15 protein-coding genes and 1 pseudogene are annotated in these 19229 nt (G+C 44.2%); 2 read left to right on the plus strand and 14 right to left on the minus strand.

The features are described 5' to 3' along the window. Positions 1-34 precede the first annotated feature (34 nt). From ACE04G_RS22745 to ACE04G_RS22780, 8 genes and pseudogenes are all read right to left on the minus strand, one after another. On the minus strand, positions 35-1972 hold the full coding sequence (locus ACE04G_RS22745; RefSeq protein ID WP_449004854.1) for a beta-glucoside-specific PTS transporter subunit IIABC: 1938 nt from the start codon (positions 1970-1972) through the stop codon (positions 35-37). A 167-nt stretch (positions 1973-2139) separates the two neighbouring features. Next, positions 2140-2979, minus strand: a complete 840-nt coding sequence (licT, locus tag ACE04G_RS22750; protein WP_036613486.1) for a BglG family transcription antiterminator LicT — start codon at positions 2977-2979, stop codon at positions 2140-2142. 231 nt (positions 2980-3210) lie between these two features. Beyond that, entirely contained in the window at positions 3211-3510 is a 300-nt protein-coding gene (locus ACE04G_RS22755; protein ID WP_449004853.1) for a hypothetical protein, read from the minus strand. Between the two features lie 57 nt (positions 3511-3567). Continuing rightward, positions 3568-4132, minus strand: a pseudogene (locus ACE04G_RS22760) (DEAD/DEAH box helicase family protein). A gap of 165 nt (positions 4133-4297) precedes the next feature. Continuing rightward, the gene (locus tag ACE04G_RS22765) at positions 4298-5386 is read right to left on the minus strand and encodes an acyltransferase (RefSeq protein WP_486094852.1); all 1089 of its coding nucleotides are present in this window, start codon (positions 5384-5386) and stop codon (positions 4298-4300) included. 140 nt (positions 5387-5526) lie between these two features. Further along, complete coding sequence (locus tag ACE04G_RS22770; RefSeq protein WP_449004851.1) at positions 5527-6066, minus strand: GNAT family N-acetyltransferase; 540 nt, start codon at positions 6064-6066, stop codon at positions 5527-5529. After that, positions 6041-6514 (minus strand): putative immunity protein, encoded by a 474-nt coding sequence (locus ACE04G_RS22775; RefSeq protein WP_449004850.1) that lies wholly within the window; start codon positions 6512-6514, stop codon positions 6041-6043. Before ACE04G_RS22775 ends, ACE04G_RS22770 begins: the two co-directional genes overlap by 26 nt. Positions 6515-6627: 113 nt before the next feature. Then, positions 6628-9348 carry a family 78 glycoside hydrolase catalytic domain gene (locus tag ACE04G_RS22780; RefSeq protein WP_449004849.1) on the minus strand — a complete coding sequence of 907 codons (2721 nt, stop codon included), beginning with the start codon at positions 9346-9348 and terminating at the stop codon, positions 6628-6630. Positions 9349-9482: 134 nt separating this feature from the next. Between ACE04G_RS22780 and ACE04G_RS22785 the strand changes: the two genes are divergently transcribed. Beyond that, the gene (locus ACE04G_RS22785; RefSeq protein WP_339304711.1) at positions 9483-10367 is read left to right on the plus strand and encodes a helix-turn-helix domain-containing protein; all 885 of its coding nucleotides are present in this window, start codon (positions 9483-9485) and stop codon (positions 10365-10367) included. A gap of 9 nt (positions 10368-10376) precedes the next feature. Here ACE04G_RS22785 and ACE04G_RS22790 read toward each other — a convergent pair whose 3' ends face one another. From ACE04G_RS22790 to licT (ACE04G_RS22805), 4 genes are all read right to left on the minus strand, one after another. Further along, complete coding sequence (locus ACE04G_RS22790; RefSeq protein ID WP_221820522.1) at positions 10377-10943, minus strand: 5' nucleotidase, NT5C type; 567 nt, start codon at positions 10941-10943, stop codon at positions 10377-10379. 168 nt (positions 10944-11111) lie between these two features. After that, positions 11112-12575 (minus strand): glycoside hydrolase family 1 protein, encoded by a 1464-nt coding sequence (locus ACE04G_RS22795; RefSeq protein WP_449004846.1) that lies wholly within the window; start codon positions 12573-12575, stop codon positions 11112-11114. Between the two features lie 49 nt (positions 12576-12624). Further along, positions 12625-14544, minus strand: coding sequence for a beta-glucoside-specific PTS transporter subunit IIABC (locus ACE04G_RS22800; protein ID WP_339186843.1), 1920 nt, complete (start codon positions 14542-14544; stop codon positions 12625-12627). A 132-nt stretch (positions 14545-14676) separates the two neighbouring features. Beyond that, positions 14677-15531, minus strand: coding sequence for a BglG family transcription antiterminator LicT (licT, locus tag ACE04G_RS22805; protein ID WP_036613466.1), 855 nt, complete (start codon positions 15529-15531; stop codon positions 14677-14679). A 394-nt stretch (positions 15532-15925) separates the two neighbouring features. On the opposite strand from licT (ACE04G_RS22805), the gene ACE04G_RS22810 reads away from it, so the two are divergent. Continuing rightward, positions 15926-16423: a stalk domain-containing protein gene (locus tag ACE04G_RS22810; protein WP_339304719.1), complete on the plus strand. Its 498-nt coding sequence runs from the start codon at positions 15926-15928 to the stop codon at positions 16421-16423. 34 nt (positions 16424-16457) lie between these two features. On the opposite strand, the gene ACE04G_RS22815 is transcribed toward ACE04G_RS22810, so the two are convergent. Then, positions 16458-17561: a metallophosphoesterase gene (locus tag ACE04G_RS22815; RefSeq protein ID WP_339304721.1), complete on the minus strand. Its 1104-nt coding sequence runs from the start codon at positions 17559-17561 to the stop codon at positions 16458-16460. Positions 17562-17807: 246 nt separating this feature from the next. Beyond that, on the minus strand, positions 17808-19226 hold the full coding sequence (gene gndA / locus ACE04G_RS22820) for an NADP-dependent phosphogluconate dehydrogenase (RefSeq protein WP_036613463.1): 1419 nt from the start codon (positions 19224-19226) through the stop codon (positions 17808-17810). Positions 19227-19229: the final 3 nt, after the last annotated feature.

Consider the following 19229-nt stretch of genomic DNA (forward strand, 5'->3'; position numbering starts at 1 on the left):
TGTTCACATTAATAAAATACGCACCGAAGCAGAATTAACCAATAACCGTAAGCAATTTATCCTTTTCTTGCACTTCACGATTTGTTGTAGCAACCACGTCCAAATAATCAGCCGTATTCGTTACAATAATCGGTGTTACGGTCTCATAACCCGCCTCAATAATGGCCTGCAGATCAAATTCAACGATCAGATCGCCAACACTCACCCGATCTCCATCTTTCACATGTGCAGTGAAATGTTGACCTTTGAGCTGTACCGTATCCTGACCGATATGGATCAGAATCTCTACACCTTGATCATCTACAAGACCAATTGCATGTTTGGTACGATAAATCGTCTGTACCACACCATTAATCGGGGATACAACTCTCCCACTGGTTGGGCGAATAGCGATCCCTTTACCCATATGTTCACCAGCAAATGTAGCATCGTTAATTTCTTGCAAAGGAACTACCTCACCCGTCATCGGGCTGGCAATTTCGTAGCGATTGTTGGGATTAGGCTCAAGTGCAGCCTTCTCTTCTTTTACTGGCTCTGGAGCCTGTTTGGCAGCCTCTGGATTAGCAGGATCTTTGAATCCTACAAAATAAACGAGAACAAAACCTAGTACAAAAGCAATGATAGTGGCAATCATGGCCATCCAGAATTCATAGTTGATCCCCTCTGTGGGACTAATCAGCGCTGGAACACCAAAGATTCCTGAAGCAAATACAAACATTTTGGAACCTGCAAAGCCAATAATACCACCAGCCGTTGCAGAAGCAATACAACTCATAATAAATGGTTTTTTCAATGGCAACGTAAGGCCATAAATAGCAGGCTCAGTTACACCAAAAATCCCGGACACAAAGGCAGGCACACCCAGTGATTTGAGTTTGGTATTTTTTGTTTTAAGCATAACGCCAAGAACAGCACCAATCTGAGCAAAAGAAGCAGCGAACATCATCGCCAGAATCGGATCTGCTTTCAGTGTGGACAGATTCAGCAGCATGATTGGTACGATACCCCAGTGTAACCCAAAGATCACCAACACTTGCCACAATCCACCCACAACAATACCAGTTACCAACGGACTCAAGTCATAGATGCCCGATACCCCGGCACCAATCAGCTGACTTGCCCATGTCGCGATTGGACCAATCAAGAGAAATGTTACAGGTACAACAATCAGAATTGTAAAGAATGGCGTGAGGAACGTTCTCACAACAGAAGGAATGATTTTTTTGAAGAACGTTTCTACCTTTGCTCCAAAATAAGCAGCAATAATAATCGGAATGACGGATGAGGAATAACTCATCAAGATAACGGGAATACCCAGGAACGTGATATGAATCGGTGATTCAAACAATGTGCCTGCAAACAGCGTATAGAGCGGTTCCCCACCACTAAGACCGGATAAGGTCGGATATACAAGTGATGCTCCAATGGCCATCCCGAGGAATGGAGATCCACCGAATTTTTTCATAGCTGTGTAACCCAGGAAGATTGGGAAGAAGTAGAACAGACAGTCTCCTGCGGCATTCAACAGTTGATATGTTCCTGAAGCCGGGTCCAACCACTCGAGAGAAGTAAACATGGACAGGAAACCTTTGATCATCCCTGTAGCAGCAAGTAAGCCGAGAATGGGTGTAAATACACCCGAGATCAAGTCGATAAACTGACCCAAGAGACTCTCTTTTTTACCGGAAGATTCTGAATCATCAGTTGAGACCGGTTCATCCGCATTCATATTACCCACTTGTAACAAGGCTTTATAGACATCAGACACTTCGTTACCCACAACGACCTGGTATTGCCCCCCACTTTGCATTACCGTTATAACTCCGGGTAAATTTTTGAGTTCGTCTGTTTTGGCATTATTGTCATTTTTTAATTTGAAACGAAGTCTGGTCGCGCAGTGCACCACGCTGTTAATGTTCTGTTTTCCACCAACACCTGACAGAATGTCCTTGGCTAATTGTTCGTGTTTCATGAAGTCTTTTCTTCCTTTCTGGCTAGACACGGATTCGGAGCATATTGGAGAGAATAAAAAAACCTGAACATCTGAATGTATGGAACATCCGGTTAACGGTATGTTCTGTCATTCAAGCGTTCAGGTTTTGCCCTAGTGGTTGCAACCCTGCAAGCTGATCTATGGGATTATTCAGAAGTTGCATTCACAACTCTCTCAATATGAATCGTTAAGTACATTAATTCTTCGTCAGTTAGTTGATACGTGTAGTTGCTTTCAATGAATTTCTTGATTTTCTCCGAGCACTTGTGCGCTGCTGGATACTTTTTCTGAATCATCAGGAACAGTTCATCGTCGTTGTTGCTCTTGTAATGTTTTCCCTTCACCAAACGTTGGGCGAAAAACTTCAAATGTGTCACAAAGCGATAAAATGTCAGTGAGTTCTCATCAAAATCAATCTTGAAATGATACTTGATGATTGTCAGGATTTCCTGCATGACCTGCGTCATACTCTTGATGTTGGGCATTTCCTCGTTCAAAGCTGCATTGACAAAGTGAAGTGCCATAAAACCGGCTTCGTCCTCGGGCAAGATCACACCAAACTGATCACAGATCATATTGAGCGCTTCCATTCCGACTTCATATTCCTCTTTGTATAACTGCTTTGTCTCCCAGATTAAACCGTTGCGTATGGGCAGATTCTTGCGATACCGCTCAATGGCAAAGTGAATATGGTCTGTGAGATGTAAGTAAATGCTCTCATTTAATTTCTTGCCAAGTTTTAATTTGGCGTAAGCGATGATTTCCTCGGATACTTTCATGTATTCCAGAGGAATGCTTGAGATTAATGCCTTGAAGTTTTCCTGAATATCTTCATTCTGTAAAGTAAATATCTTGTCGATATGCTGCTCGGAAACCATATCACCCGCCCGCTTCTGATAAGCAATCCCCCGGCCAATGATAATAACTTCCTGTTCGTCATTCATTGCAACTACAGCATTATTGTTCAGCACCTTCTCGATTTTCACTTTATCACTCCAATATACAGAAAAAGACAAACCAATCCCTTTTCTCAAGGTATACGGCTTTGCCTGATTCAACAGTTACAACCCGATATGTTGTACGCGCTTCCCTCATAATATTACAAACTTCTACACAGTGCAACAAAAAGTTAATATCGAATTAGCATGACTCCCGATCTAGGTAAATATACTCACAGGAGTAAGCAAATCAAGAATTTTTTTACAAGGATTTACGGTTTATTGTTTTTTGCTGTCTTTTTCCAGTTCCGCTTCGATTCTTCGATTAATCATGTTCATTTCTTCTGAACTCAATTGATCAACTTGCGTATATTCTTTATCCAACTCGTACTCTTTTGCCTCATTATTGTTCAGTAGCCCCAGATGATTCTTGATATCCCGGATATCTTCACGCATATGCATCGTCTGACGGTATTGGTCTACAACAAGTGCAAAAATAATGCCCCCGGCCACTATTGGACCAAATGGGATCAGAAAACATAAAACAAGTCCTATGAGCAAAAATATAACAAAGTACATGATGTAGTGCCCCTCTCATAGAAAGCATCTACTTTGCTAAAATAGATGTTTCTCAGATTACAAATTAAATCGTTCCTGAATTAACTTTGCCACCTCGTCCGGGCTCTTGTGTGTGTTATCAATCCTTATGTAGTGTTCATGCGTGATTTCTCCCGCTTCCGAGTTCACTCGGTATTGCTTCATCGTATCAAGTAAATCTCGCTCAGACCACGCGATGTCACGCTTTGTTGGTTTATGCAACAGGCGATGCGGACTTTTATTGCGCTCTAGTCTTTCCGCTGCATCGGCTTCCAGTTCCACATAACAGACCTGACCTCCATTAGATGCAAACAATTCGCTAATCTTACGGATGTACTCTCCATCTTGCTCCTGATCAAACGCCCATACAAAAGTAAAAATCAGACCCGGCAAATCACTCTTTGCCACTTCTTCAAAAATCTCCTGCCGGAACAGACTCACCAGTCTTTTGCCTTGTGCTGTGCCATAGCTGAAGAAAGGAGACACCAATTCAATGGTCATGTGGTTATGAAACAATTTTAAATTCGTTATCTTCTCCAGTTCTTGCCCGACCGACCGTCATTTTGCCCACAGCCTGCGGACCAAAAATAATCACCAATTTCATTTCGATCACTCCTGACGAGGTAGTGTCATTCCATTAATTCAATTTTATGGACATTAAACTCTATGATACCTTCTTTAGCGCAAATAAAAAAGAGGTTTCAAGTGATTCCCTCAAGGCGTGAGGGCTTGAAACTCTTATCTTAACTTTGTATATGTTTAATTTAACTTAACGTCCAATCAGTACCCATCCCCACTTCATCCGGCGCAATCCCATTGCGCAGATCCATGAGAATAGGAGCGCCACAACATAAGATAGAATGATGCCTACGCTAAAGTGCCGAGCCAGGTCATCTGTGAATTCACGTCTCCAGAAGAGCAGTACAAGTGGGTGCATTAAAAATACACCGAACGCGACTGTACCCAAGGAGTCCAGAATACGCGTAGCTTTTCGAACCTCGGTATGTTTTCCTGTGCCGATTCGTTCACTAAAAATCAGCAGGAGCAGGCAGGCTGACAAGGTAAACAGATTTCGGAACAGGAACAGCACGGTATAGGTAATAACCGGGTATGCAGCAAAAGCGGTTTTGATATAAGCATTACCATATATAAAAATGGCACCTCCACCTAACAACGCAGCTATGAGCATATAACGGTGAGTATACAGTTTGTTCAATGCCCACTCAAAGTTCAACCCAACCCATGCGCCAAATCCAATCACGATCAGATAACTGGGTAACAAACTTCCTGTCCGTTCGAAGTGAAACTGCAAATGTAGTGCATAGAAGATCGCTTGGCCCGCAATAAAGAATAATGGCAAATAACGATTAAACAAACGGTGGCGTGTAAGGGACAGAAGCCATGGAAAAACGATATAGAATTGAAGAATAATCAGAAAAAAGTACAAGTGCGTATGAGCAGTTCCCATCACTAATTGTTTGGCAAATTGAACACTATGGGTCAAAGGTTCTTTGCCCGCAAGCAATTGTTTAATGGCAAAGTAAATAAGGGACCACACCACATAAGGTACAAATACATTAAATAAGCGCTTCTTATAAAAAGCGAGCATCCAACCCTTCTCATTCACCTTGGAGCTGTAGTTGTAGAACAAGACCAGGGACGACAGAAATAGAAACGCCGGAACGGCAAATTGCAAAAACGTGTTCCAGAAGTAATACACATCATGATCTAATGTATGCTTGGGGTAATGCGCAACTGCTGTTGAAGTTGCATGAATAGCTACCACTGCCATGATGGCAAAAGCACGATAGAGATCCAGATACTCAATTCGCCGGGGCCGATTAACCGGTTGATTCATAAAGATAACCTCACTTGTGCCTGATATGGGATGATAGTTTCCGGCCGCAATCCAGATTCTATGCTTCATTTTAATCAGCACACGAGGGTAATACAATCATAATCCATATTATTTTCGTTATATTACATCATTATTCTGCATTATTCGACATTTTCTATCCAGAATCGTTCAACAACGTTGCCATTGGACTCCACATAGTCTTCATCCCGAGTGCCACCATTTCGAAGGATAACCCTTCTGGAAGGATCATTAACCGCATCGCATACGACCAATACTTTGGTAATTCCAAGCTCTTTCGTTTTCTCCAAAGAAAGACTGAGAATTTCGGAACCATAGCCATTGTGCCGCTCTCCTGGACGAATACCATATCCAATATGTCCTCCACTGTTAAACAATTTATCGTTAAGCTCATGCCTTATATTCACAGCACCCACGATTTGTTGACTCTCCGTGACCAGCCAATATGTACTGTCTGTGACCCAGCCCTCCGGGATGTCGATCCCTTGTTCATTACGCTGCAAAAATGCCAACATCTCATCGAACGCATAAGGATCTTTGGAAATGACCCAAGGTACCATCAATTCTCCACTTCTGACCCAGTCTTCATAGAATGCCAGATACGCATCCTTATAGGCTTTTGATGGTTTAATTAATCTAACTTGTTCTTTCCCCATGATCATTACATCCTCCCAACAGATATTGATATTGCCACGTTCTCTCTTCCAGGACACGACGTTCTTGCTCTTCCTTCAAAGAGTCATAAAAGATAGCTTTCACTGCATACGTTGCGGCATGTACCGCATGGTCTTTCACATGGGCCGTTGCAGCTGCGTGTCCCGCCGCACGAGATGCAGCAGAGGCAGCGACATGATCGGCTTCCCGTGCAGCAGCATGAGCTGCAAAAGCTGCCTTTCGAGCGTCAACCATGGAAATCTCTCCACGAATCCAACCTCTTCCTGCATCAATGGCATCACGGGCGCGGATATCCTCCGTCTTCTTCTCAGATATATACAAGACACGTGCCGCACACTCCGCAGCCCAACAGGCCAATGTATGGTGATCCTTTTGCTTAGCCAGATCCTCAATCTCACGGCGCAAAGGCGCATCTTTAAATGTAGGTTTTGCCATGGTCATGCTCCTTTCATTATTCAAAAACAACAAATTCACTCTCAAACAAGTTCGAAAAAGGACCTGCGTGTGCAGGTCCTCTTCAATTATACTTCTTACGGCTTATTCTATCATTATACGGACTCTGTCAATGTAGACTTTTGAACATCCCGATCCTTTTTCGCATCCGTGTCTTTGTAAGTGAATTGGTAACTCCCAGATCCAAGTGTGACTTCAACATCGCCTCCAATGTTTTGAATATCCTGAATACCACTTATCTGATCCAATGGTTTCCCTTGTTCCAGAACGATCTGTGCACCTGCTCCAGGAAGACGTACCGTACCCCTCGTGTTGGTGGGAATATGCACCCGTATCTCCATTTCACCCTCCGCCAGCCGGTGCCAGCTTGAAGCAACTTGACCATACATCGTCTCCAGACTCGCTTCCACCCAATCCAGTCCAGGTCCGGGTTGCGGCTCGATATGCACCATTCGGAATCCTGGCTGATGTTCATCGGACCGAATGCCGGCAACGTAACGATACAACCATTCTCCAATCGCTCCGTACGCATAGTGGTTAAATGAGTTCATATCAGCACTCCAGAGACTTCCATCCTCTTTTATCCCATCCCAATGTTCCCAAACGGTCGTTGCGCCTTGAGTCACCTGATATAGCCAGGACGGATAATCCTCTTGAAAAAGTAATGTATAAGCCAGGTCGTGAAGACCTGCATCACTCAATACCGGATTCAGATAAGGTGTGCCCACGAAACCTGTAGTAAGATGATTTCCCGCCTCTTTCACGAGTTTTGCCAATTGTTCAACAGCACGAGATCGGGCAGTCGCTTCCAGCAGGTCAAATTGGAGCGCAAGAACATGTGCTGTTTGCGTAGGAACAGCAATTTTGCCGGCTGGAGTCACGAATTCATTTCGAAACGCATGAACAATGTTTGTTTGCAACTGCTTGTAATATTCAGCATCATCTGTCTTTCCAAGTGCCTCAGCTGCCTTTTGAGTTAACGACACTGAATAGGCATAAAATGCAGTTGCCACATAATCCGTGTCCGTTGCACCGACATAACTATCGGGCTTGGAGTCCAGTCCCAGCCAATCGCCAAAATGGAATCCCGTGTTCCACAGATACGGATTGTCACCCTGCACGTGAATGTATTCAACCCACCGCTTCATACTCTCATATTGCTCGGCCAGTAATCTGGCATCCCCATACATCTCATAGATGGTCCAAGGACAGATGACTGCAGCATCACCCCAAGCGGCGGAAGAATGACTGATGTCTCCCCACCCTTCTGTGGTGGAACTTCTCAGATCCGGAACGAAGAATGGAATACCTCCATCTTCTCCCTGATCCGCTTCCAGATCCCGCAGCCATTTGGTAAAGAAGGGAGCCGTATTCATCAGGTAGGAAGATGTGCGGACAAACATCTGTGCATCGCCAGTCCACCCGAGACGTTCATCCCTCTGTGGACAGTCTGTCGGCACGTCAAGGAAATTCCCCTTTTGCCCCCACAATATATTGTGATGCAGTTGGTTCACCAGTGGACTGGAGCATGAGAACTGACCTGTTGGCTCCATATTCGAGTGCAGCACTATTCCGGTGAATTCATCCAGACGGACGTGTTCCGGAAAGTTAACCAGCTTCACATAGCGAAACCCTTGGAACGTAAAATGCGGTTCAAATGTTTCCACGCCATCCCCCTTGCAGGTGTAGCGAATACACTGCTTGGCGGCGCGAAGATTATCGGTGTAAAAGTTGCCTTCATGATCCAATATCTCAGCATGGTGCAGCTCAACCGTCTGACCCGCCTCACCTTGAATGCTGAATCTCACCCATCCCACCATATTCTGCCCCATGTCTATTACACGATCTCCCTGTGGTGTTGTTAACAAGGCGATTGGCTGTAGTTGTTCTACTTGGGTGACGGGTACGTTCTCCTGCGCAACGATGATATCTTTGGGATGCTCCAGTACGTTCACGGGTGACCAATTCGTCTGAGATGAATCCGACCAATCGGACTCCATTCGTGCATCATACGTCTCCCCCATATAGATGTCCGACATGCGAATGGCACTAGGAGCAGCCGTCCACTCCCCATTGGATAGAATACATTCCTCCGAACCATCTGCATATTTCATATGCAGTTCCAGCAGCAATGCGGACGTTGGACCAAATATCTCCCGTTCTTTGTTCCAGCCGAGATACCCTCGATACCAGCCATCACCCAGATAAGCGCCTAATATGTTCTGCCCATCCTGAAGTAGATGAGTTACATCATAGGTTTGATATTGTAATCGCTTACGATAAGAGGTCCAACCAGGTGTAAAATAATCTTCTCCTACTCTTGTGTTGTTCATATGCAACTCGTATAATCCAAGTGCTGTCACATATATTCTGGCAGACGTAACAGGTTGTTTCACATTAAAATGCTTGCGCATACGTGGGCATGACGTATCTCCATCATCTGATGGTTGAGCTGTGATCCATACTGCTTGCCACTTGTTATGACTATCCATAAGTCCCATCTCGAAATAAGCCGTTTCGGACCAGCCCGAATCACTTCCTGCATCATCCCATGCCTGAATTCGGTAGTTGTATCGCGTTTGCGGAGAAGGCTGAAAATGGTTTAATTCCACATGTATGGATTGATCCTTGCTTATCTTGCCAGAATCCCATGCAATCTCATCAAAATCTTCTGACAGGGACAGCTGGATCTGGTATGCGGATTGCATGCAGTTTCGACGATCAGACTGTAACTGCCAGCTTAATCTCGGTGATTGGACATCAAGGCCTATCGGATTGATTCTATACTCACAGCGAAGGTGACTCACGTTGAACATTAGCAGATCGTCCTTTCCATCTTGGCTTCCCATTCGGCGTTACGATATAATTATATCGATCCTGTTGCCCTAAATACCCGGTAATCAGGACTATTTCATCCGGTGATTCAGCCATCTGTGCGAGGAGGTTGCTTGTGAATTCATCTGTACAACTCATGAAAAGCGAATACTTTCTGCATAATCATCTGCAACTTTTTGTCAATCGTTGCTCTGAAGATTTTGTACTCCCTTTTCACGCACATGATTTTATTGAGTATAGTTATGTTGCCGAAGGAAAGGGCTTTCATCATATCGGTGAAGATGTCATTCCGGTGACAAAGGGGATGCTGTTTGTCATTCCTGTCGGCGTTCCTCATGTCTTTCGTCCTGTCAGCACCAACGTAACCGAGCATCCGTTAATTATATATAATTGCTTATTTAATGCTGAATTGATCCACACGCTGACAGCAATCATTCAGGAAAAAGAAATCATTCAACATCTGATGGATCTGGAACAAAATCAGGTTCCTTATATATCCGTTGTGGATCACAACGACCGGATTGAAGAAGTAATGGTGAAGCTATATCGTGAATCATCCGTTCAGGGAATCGGTTCGTCTACCATGTTATACACCCTGGTGAGCCAGTTGGTATTGATGACCTACAGACAACTTTATCAAAAGGATCATGATGAAGAGAATCATTCCACCGGTCTTGATTACATCCTTCACTATATCAAGGAACACTTAGGCAATCGTATTCGGATGTCTGATCTGGTACGTGTATCGGGCTTTAGCGAAAAACAAATTGGCCGAATGTTTCTGCGACATACCGGTCAGACCTTTAGCAGCTACCTGCAACACCTCCGTATACAAAAAAGCTGCGAACTTCTAAAGAGTTCACAGCACAAAGTCAGTCTGATTGCCGAGCTGGTCGGATATCGGGATATGGATTCATTCTATGCTGCATTCAAAAAAATAACAGGCGAAACACCTCTCGCCTATCGCAAAAAATCCAGAGCACAGCACTCTGGACAATAAGATTTACTTTCAGACACCAACAACCTGTAACACTTCATCTATGTATGCCTTGGCCTCTTTCCATGAAGACATTAACGGAAAGTTGTATTGCTCACGCTCCTGTATATTCCATGGATGCGGGATACAGATGACCTTTTTGCCATCCTCATGCGCTGGAATCAAATTATGTGCCCCATCATCAATAAGCAAATCAAAAGCGAGCAGGTTTTTTCTTTTGCATGTAATAAACTGTTCTGCGGTTATAAAAGGCATGTGCTGCTGAAGCCAGTTCCACTTCTCAACAACTGTTCTTGGTTCCGCTGCCGTTACAACAATAACATCATAGGCATCGTTCAGCTTTCGCATCTCATCTACAACATACTCGTCGTATAACTCCAATTCCTCGAACAAACCCGGCCGACCATAAAATACATCGTGCGTGCTCTCTGGATGACGCAAATGGGATGTATCCCAATGAATCATATCCTCGTAGCGAAGCGGATGGGTCGGGAAGTTGAGGTTGTTGTGATATATAGCCCGCTTGACCAGATGACATATCGTGTCATCCATATCTACAGCAATAATAGGCTTCTTCATGGTTACCCCTCCCCCAATACGATCACAGTATACCATCCAGTATGTTATGTAGTCATCTTTTTTACCTTGAAATGCCAATAGCGTTGATGAGAATACTACACGATCATATAAAAAAGGCGCCCCGGCGCCATAATACCAGCTACGCCCGGGGTGCCTATATAGATTAATCTATTCCAAGTTCTCGCCATTCGAGGCAATGACTTTTTGGTACCAGCCAAAGCTCTTTTTCTTATAACGATTTAATGTGCCTTGTCCGTTGTCATCCTGATCCACGTAGATCACGCCATAACGTTTGGACATTTCCGAAGTGGATGCACTGATGATATCAATCGCTCCCCAGTTGGTATATCCCATCAGGTCTACTCCGTCCATAACGGCTTCTTTCATTTGTGTGATATGTTTTCTCAGGTAATCAATCCGGTAATCATCGTTGATAGAACCGTCTGCTTCAACCGTATCTTTCGCGCCAAGGCCATTCTCCACCACAAACAGTGGCAATTGATAACGGTCATACAGCTCTTTCAGTGCAACGCGCAGACCGATCGGATCAAGCTGCCAGCCCCACTCTGTACGCTCCAGATTCGGGTTCTTGATCGTACTGTACAGGTTACCCCCCGTCACTCCATATTCCTCTGGGTTCACTGCGGACACCAAGGATGTGTAATAACTGAACGAAATGAAATCAACCGTGTGCTCATGCAGGATCTGCTCATCTCCCGGTTCCATGACAATCGTAATCCCGTTCTCTGCCCAGTACTGAGCCATGAACGTTGGGTAACTGCCACGAACTTGTACATCCGTATGCAGCAGGTTCAGCTGATTATCGATCTGTGCTTGCAGCACATCCTCTGGCTTCGATGTCGCCGGGTAGTGAATCATACGCGCAAGCATACATCCGATCTGGAAGTTCGGGTTAATCTGACGTGCTTTCTCTGTTACCAGGCTGCTGGCTACAAATTGATGATGAAGTGCCTGATAAGAAGCCTGCATCGTGTTCTCAACCCGGTCTTCAATAATACCGCCACCTGTGAACGGTTCAATAATGGTTGTGTTAATCTCATTAAACGTCAACCAGTATTTGACCTTGTCCTTGTATCGGTTCATCACGGTTTCGGCATATCTCACAAAGTGTCCAATCACTTCGCGACCAGCCCAGCCGTTGTATTTCAGAACAAGTGCCATAGGCATCTCATAATGCGAGAGGGTTACAAGTGGTTCGATATCGTATTTCCGGAGTTCATCGAACACTTCGTCATAGAAACGCAGTCCCTCTTCATTGGGCTCGGCATCATAACCATTCGGGAAAATACGCGGCCAGTTGATGGACAGTCGGAATGTCTTGAAGCCCAGTTCGGCGAACAATGCAATATCCTCTTTGAAACGGTGATAAAAATCAATCCCGTAACGCTTCGGATAACCTTCTGCACTATGATGTGCCATTGCTTTCTCAACCGTGGCACTGGTAACATGCATCAGTTCTCTAAGGTTGGTGTAGTCCTTTTTCTCAAAATAAGGAACCATGTCGGCTGTCGACCATCCTTTGCCACCAGCGTCGAATCCACCTTCAGCCTGATTAGCGGCAATAGCGCCGCCCCATAGAAAACCTTCCGGGAACCCTTGTCGATTAATCATTCGAATCTCTCCTTCTTTTGTTAATATTGTTAGTCCTAAGACGGACCATTTAGATCTCAGCTTTCAAGACGTCTTCACCCATCGTGATTTCGCCCAATTTCACAGGTAGAACCTGCTTGTAATCAGCCGTATTGGTAACAACCATAGCGGTTGTGATATCGTATTCTTTTGCAATCTCGGCCAGTTCAAACGTGAGTAACTTGTCTCCAGCCTGTACACGTGCTCCAGTAGCAACATGTGCATCAAAATACTGTCCACGCAGCTTCACCGTGTTAATTCCAACATGAATCAACAATTCCATTCCGTTATCACTGCGGACAACGATCGCATGTTTTGTTTTGAACACATTCATGATGGTACCTGTCACTGGAGAAACCAATTCGCCCACCGTTGGAACAAATGCTACACCTTTACCCATCAATTCATCACCAAATGTTGGATCGTTGACTTCTTTGAGCGGGATGGATTTACCTGTCATCGGTGCAACAGCTACTGCATCACTCGTTGGTGTTGGATCGCCCATGTCGTCTACATTTACGGTTGCAGCGTCATTGGAAGTTACTTTCGCTGGTGCAGTAGAAGCACCCGGTGAGAATTGAGCCAACGCCTCTGCGTCTCCTTCTTCTTCCTTGATACCAAATATCGTAGACATGATCGCACCCACGATAAAGGCCAAAATCATACCCCCAAAGGAATACCAGAAGGTCTGTCCGATCAGGGAAGGAAGTCCTGGGAGACCACCGTTACCCGCAAGTACATACGCTTTCGCGCCAAAAGCAAGGGCGAATCCGCCACCCACTGCGCTACCAATCATCGCTGCGGCAAATGGTTTTTTGTATTTCATATTTACGCCGTACATAGCTGGCTCCGTTACACCCATCAGCGCTGTAAAGCTCGTGGACAATGCCACGGTTTTGAGTTTTTTATCTTTTGCCCGGAAGAATACGCCGAGTGTTGCACCCGCCTGACCCATATTGGAGATAAAGGTCAACGGCAAGAATTTATCAAAGCCCAGTGTAGCGATATTACTCAGGATGATCGGCACAAGTGCATAGTGCATTCCTGTCATAATAATGAGCGCCATCGCGCCGCCAAGAACAATACCTGCAATCAATCCGCCTTCATTCAGCAGCCAGTTGATACCACCAGACAATCCGCTACCTACAAATGTACCCAAAGGACCGATCGCAATCAGTGTCACCGGAACCATAACAAGCAAGGTAATCAGCGGCACAAGCAGCAGCTTGAGTGCAGCAGGGATAACGCGGTCAACCCATTTCTCAACATAGGACATCAACCATACTGCAAGAAGAATCGGGATAACCGATGAAGCATAACTTACTGCTGTAACCGGGATTCCCAAAAATCCAACTGATTCACCGCTAGATAACAATGCTGTCATGTCTGGATACATGAGTGCCGTACCTAGGGCAATCGCAACAAACGGGTTACTGCCGAATTTACGAGCAGCGCTGACTGCAATCAGTAAAGGCAGGTAGTGGAATACGCCGTCACCAATGGCTGAAAGAATACGATACGTATCCGTTCCGGCAGACATCCAACCTACGGATACAAATAGTGCAAGTAATCCTTTGAGCATACCTGCCGCAGTAATCGCTGGAAGCATCGGGGCAAAGACACCTGCGATTGTTTCAAAAATTTTCAGCACGACATTTTGTTTTTTATCCGACTTTGGTTCTTTATTTTCTGTAGTTTGCTGGATTGCCGGATTTTCCTTCACCATGGCATCAAATACTTTTGCCACATCATTACCGATAATGACTTGGAATTGGTCGCCGGAAATATTCGTTCCCATGACCTTATCCAGTTTCTTGAGTGAGCCGTTATCAACTTTCTCGTTGTCTTTCAGATCAAAGCGCAAACGTGTGACGCAGTGATAAACGGAGTTAATATTGTTTGTTCCCCCAACGGCTTTAATGATTTCCTGCGCCGTTTCCTGATGTTTCATGATGTTTTCCTCCTCATTTTTCCAATAAAAAATACCCGAACGAATCTAGCGCATATGGATGGCGCCATCTCATTCGGGTATTGCCTGATTGAACAGTAACAAGCCCATAGGATATCCAGTTGTGATTTGATTCTATTGCGTGGACTTCTCGTCCCGCTTGGTTTTCATCAAACGTTCCAGATGGAGCGTTAGATATAACTGCTCAGAGTGAGTCATGTCATACTGATAGTTCTTATGGATAAAAGTCTCGATCTTGCCAATACATTTGAATGTCTCCGGATAGTTTTTCCGAACCACTTCATATAAATACTCCTCAGCATCATCATGTGAAGAATGTGTAATGACACGCTGACAGAAATATTTCAAATGGGTGATGAAGCGGAAATAATTGACGCTATCTTCATCCAATTCAACGTTGAAGTGATATTTGATGATATTCATAATCTCCTGCAACAGCTGCATCAGATGGGTGACATCGTTCATGGAATCATTGACTTCCGCATTGATGAAATGCAAGGCAATATTACAGATTTCATCTTTGGGAAACTCAATATCCAGTCTTTCCTTCAGCAAGGTCAGTGCTTCTCTGGCTACATCATACTCCGCCTTATAGAAGTGCTGAACTTCCCAAGAAAGTGGATTACGAGTAATCATTCCTTTTTCCAAGCGCTGAACAGCAAAGTGAATGTGATCAGACAGCGAGACATAGATCCCGTCACTGATGGTTTTGTTCAATTGCGTTCGTGCCAGTGTCACAATATCATCTGTTGCCTGCAAAATCTCAATCGGCACTTCAGCTACGATGGATTTGAATTTCTCATAGATTGATGCATCCTGAAGACGAAATACCTTCTCAATCCGCTCTTCATCAATCTCATCGCCAGCTTTGAACTTAAATCCGATACCCCGGCCGAGGATCAGTAGTTCCTGATTTTTGTCATCCACGGTACTGACAATATTGTTATTAAATATCTGTTTAATAATCATTATGGACCCACCTGGTTTTTTTTGAGGAATAAAAAAGGGCAAAACCAAAACAGAAATAATAAAATCATTTCCATAGTGGTTTTGCCCGCATTACCGGTAACAAGCCTCGGATCTAATTTATCATAACCTGAAAACGGTGTCAACCAAAAAAATAGTAATGCTCTATTCCGGTTCTTTCCCTTATATGAGTCATTTCCCTACGCTTCCACGTTTAAGGGGTTCATATGTTTTAATATTCACATTTTGATGCAGATTCAAACGAAATATTCCCAACGACTCATCGCTTGAATTGTATGAGATTATAACTAAAGTAAATGTTTTGAAGGATTTTTCACCTTAAATAGAGAAATGATTTAATTGATAGGAAGTAATTTTAGATAAAGGGGATTTATTCGTGAGGGACAAAGTAAAAGGATTACTCATTGGTATCACAATTGGATCAATGCTTACAGGAGTTACAGCTTATGCAGCATCAGGAACGCCAATAAAAGCTTTACTACAGAAAGTAAATATTTATGTAGACGGAACAAAGAAGTTGACAGCTAATTCAATAACCTATAACAACACTACATATGTACCAGTTAGAAGTATAAGTACTGCACTCGGTGAGAACGTAGCTTTAAAGTCAAATAATCTGTACATCGGCAAACAACCATTAATTAAATTAACAGGGAATCAAGCGTTTGAACTGTTATATAAAAAAATAAAAAAAGAAATCGAAATGTATAGTCTAACTGTTGATGAGGAACCAAAAGACGGAGATTATTATGTAATGCGTTCATACTCTGACAGAGAAACACATGAAGTAACTTATGGCCTTTACTACATACACATGTACACAGGGGAAGTTTACGAATGGAACTTCAAATCCAAGAAAATGGTAAAACTATAGTTAGTAAAAGGCCCTTCTTTCGAAGGGCCTTTCATCATTGCTGGAACGTCACATTAATCTGTACAATCTCCGAACGACTGCTTGTGCGAATCGGAGGTCCCCAGAATCCAAATCCTGACGTTACGATGGAGTGCATGGAGCCCTTTTGCAGATAACCCCAATCGTTCTCATAAATGGCCTGTGTGATGAACTGAGCCGGTGCAATCTGACCACGGTGGGTGTGGCCGGATACCACCAGATCTATATTGTTTTGCTCCGCAATATCCAGATCATACGGCTGGTGATCCATCATAAGTACCGGTTGGTTCAAGTCAGTACCTTGCATTAACGTAGATACTTCTGCACGATCCTTCTCTGTTCGGTCTTTCCGTCCAATGAGGGTGATCTTGTCATCCAGAACAATCTTGTTATCGTACAGAACTTGCATGTTGCTCTTCTCCAGCGCAGCAATCAGATCTTCAATCGGACCATCGAACTTGTCGTGATTCCCGAGTGAAGCATAGACGCCGTATGGAGCCTGAATATCACTGATAATATCGGCAATTCCGCTATTGAGGTACATATCCAGATTGTCATCAATAATATCTCCTGGATACAGCACCAGATCCGGCTTCAGTGCATTAATTTCCTCCACCATGCGTTTGGCATGTGCAGGTCCAGACAGAAGTCCAAAGTGCATATCGGCAGCCATGACAATGTTGAGCTTGTCTACACCTTCTACTTTTTTATCAATCTGGATATTATATGTTCTGACTACCGGGCTGTAGGCGTTGAAGATTCCATAACCTAATGTGGACACTAACAGCACCAGCGTAACGACCCCCGCCCATTTCTGGGTGTGATGTCTAGGAATACGAGTTAATCTCAGCAACCACATCGTGAGGTGAACGACGGGCAGGATCAACAATAACAACGAGAAGATCGCTAGCCAGTAAGAACCGATAATACCGAGGAACGAAATGCTTCCAAATAATCGTGCCAATATGAAGGAAATGGCAAGGAATACAAGCCCTATAATATACAACCACCGAAATCTGGCGGACACGACAGGTTTCATCCAACTCCAACCGCTCCAGCCTATGTAGAACACTAATAAACCATATACAAACAAAAACAATATACCCGCTAATACAAACATGCCCGGTCTAACCTCCACGTCAATAAGTTGTATTCTGAATCTTCATCACGGACACAAGTCCGTCTGAACAAGTATAACGTAGTTGAAGGGTCAGATCACCTGTTTGCAAAAGCCAGATAGGTACATTTTATTACAATTTGATGATATTCAAATTCGTACCATAAACCAGAAAAAGCATTCCTGCAGTCGCCCTGAATAGTTAAATTCAAAGACAACCGCAGGAATGCTTTATTTTCGGAATTAAAATTACTCGTTTGTGTCCATCCACTGGAAGTGGAATGAACCTTCTTTGTCCACACGTTTGAATGTGTGAGCACCGAAGTAGTCACGTTGAGCTTGCAGCAAGTTTGCTGGCAAACGCTCTGTACGGTAGCTGTCGTAGTAAGACAGTGCGCTGGAGAAGCCAGGTACTGGAATACCTTGTTTTACAGCAGCCGCTATAACTTCACGCCATGCGCCTTGATAAGATTCAACGATGTTTTGGAAGTAAGGATCCAAGAGCAGGTTTTTGAGTTCTGCATCTTTGTCATATGCTTCTTTAATGTTTTGCAAGAACTGCGAACGGATGATGCAGCCGCCACGGAAGATCATGGCAATGTTACCGTATTTCAGATCCCAGCCGTATTCATCGGAAGCTGCACGCATTTGTGCAAATCCTTGTGCATAGGATACGATTTTACTTGCAAACAATGCTTTACGCACGTTCTCGATGAACGCTTTTTTGTCGCCGGAGAACGCTTCAGTCGCTGGTCCATTCAGGATTTTGCTAGCTGCTACACGCTCGTCCTTCATCGCAGAGAGGAAACGGGAGAATACGGATTCCGTAATCATGGACAATGGAACGCCGAGATCCAGCGCACTTTGGCTTGTCCATTTACCTGTTCCTTTTTGTCCAGCCGCGTCCAGAATAACGTCAACCATTGGTTTGCCTGTTTCTGGATCGTATTTGGAGAAGATATCTGCCGTGATTTCGATCAGGTAGCTGTCCAGCTCCCCTTGATTCCACTCGGTGAAGATCTCATGCAACTCTTCAACGGAAACGTTCAATACGGATTTGAGCAAGTGATAAGCTTCACCAATCAACTGCATATCTCCGTACTCGATACCGTTATGCACCATTTTCACATAGTGTCCGGCACCGTCTGGTCCGATATATGTGCTGCAAGCGTCATCGCCAACTTTGGCAGAGATCGCTGTAAGGATCGGTTCTACCAACTGATAAGCACTTTCCTGACCGCCTGGCATGATTGCCGGGCCTTTCAGTGCGCCTTCTTCCCCACCGGATACACCTGCTCCGATGAAGCGGAAACCTTTTTCTTCCAGCTCTTTACTGCGACGTTGTGTGTCAGGGAAGTAAGCATTACCTCCATCGATAATAATGTCGCCTTGATCCAGATGAGGAAGTAGTTGCTCGATCGTTGCATCTGTTGCTTTACCTGCTTGCACCATGATCAGAATTTTACGCGGAGACTCCAGGGATTCCACGAATTCTTCAATGGTGAACGCACCTGTCAGGTTTTTACCTTCTGCTTCTTTCAGAAGATCGTTCGTTTTCTCCGGGGAACGGTTAAATACCGCTACCGAGAAACCTTTGCTTTCAATATTCAAAGCCAGGTTTTTACCCATTACTGCCAATCCAATAACACCAATCTGTTGTTTACTCATTAT

The sequence above is a fragment of the Paenibacillus sp. AGC31 genome (assembly GCF_057334655.1).

Excerpts from the sequence above, each read along its gene's own strand:
- ACE04G_RS22745 (WP_449004854.1), bottom strand. The coding sequence starts at position 1,972 with ATGAAACACGAACAATTAGCCAAGGACATTCTGTCAGGTGTTGGTGGA.
- ACE04G_RS22765 (WP_486094852.1), bottom strand. The coding sequence starts at position 5,386 with ATGAATCAACCGGTTAATCGGCCCCGGCGAATTGAGTATCTGGATCTC.
- gndA (WP_036613463.1), bottom strand. The coding sequence starts at position 19,226 with ATGAGTAAACAACAGATTGGTGTTATTGGATTGGCAGTAATGGGTAAA.
- ACE04G_RS22800 (WP_339186843.1), bottom strand. The coding sequence starts at position 14,544 with ATGAAACATCAGGAAACGGCGCAGGAAATCATTAAAGCCGTTGGGGGA.
- ACE04G_RS22755 (WP_449004853.1), bottom strand. The coding sequence starts at position 3,510 with ATGTACTTTGTTATATTTTTGCTCATAGGACTTGTTTTATGTTTTCTG.
- ACE04G_RS22795 (WP_449004846.1), bottom strand. The coding sequence starts at position 12,575 with ATGATTAATCGACAAGGGTTCCCGGAAGGTTTTCTATGGGGCGGCGCT.
- licT (WP_036613466.1), bottom strand. The coding sequence starts at position 15,531 with ATGATTATTAAACAGATATTTAATAACAATATTGTCAGTACCGTGGAT.
- ACE04G_RS22770 (WP_449004851.1), bottom strand. The coding sequence starts at position 6,066 with ATGATCATGGGGAAAGAACAAGTTAGATTAATTAAACCATCAAAAGCC.
- ACE04G_RS22815 (WP_339304721.1), bottom strand. The coding sequence starts at position 17,561 with ATGTTTGTATTAGCGGGTATATTGTTTTTGTTTGTATATGGTTTATTA.
- ACE04G_RS22775 (WP_449004850.1), bottom strand. The coding sequence starts at position 6,514 with ATGGCAAAACCTACATTTAAAGATGCGCCTTTGCGCCGTGAGATTGAG.
- ACE04G_RS22780 (WP_449004849.1), bottom strand. The coding sequence starts at position 9,348 with ATGTTCAACGTGAGTCACCTTCGCTGTGAGTATAGAATCAATCCGATA.
- ACE04G_RS22790 (WP_221820522.1), bottom strand. The coding sequence starts at position 10,943 with ATGAAGAAGCCTATTATTGCTGTAGATATGGATGACACGATATGTCAT.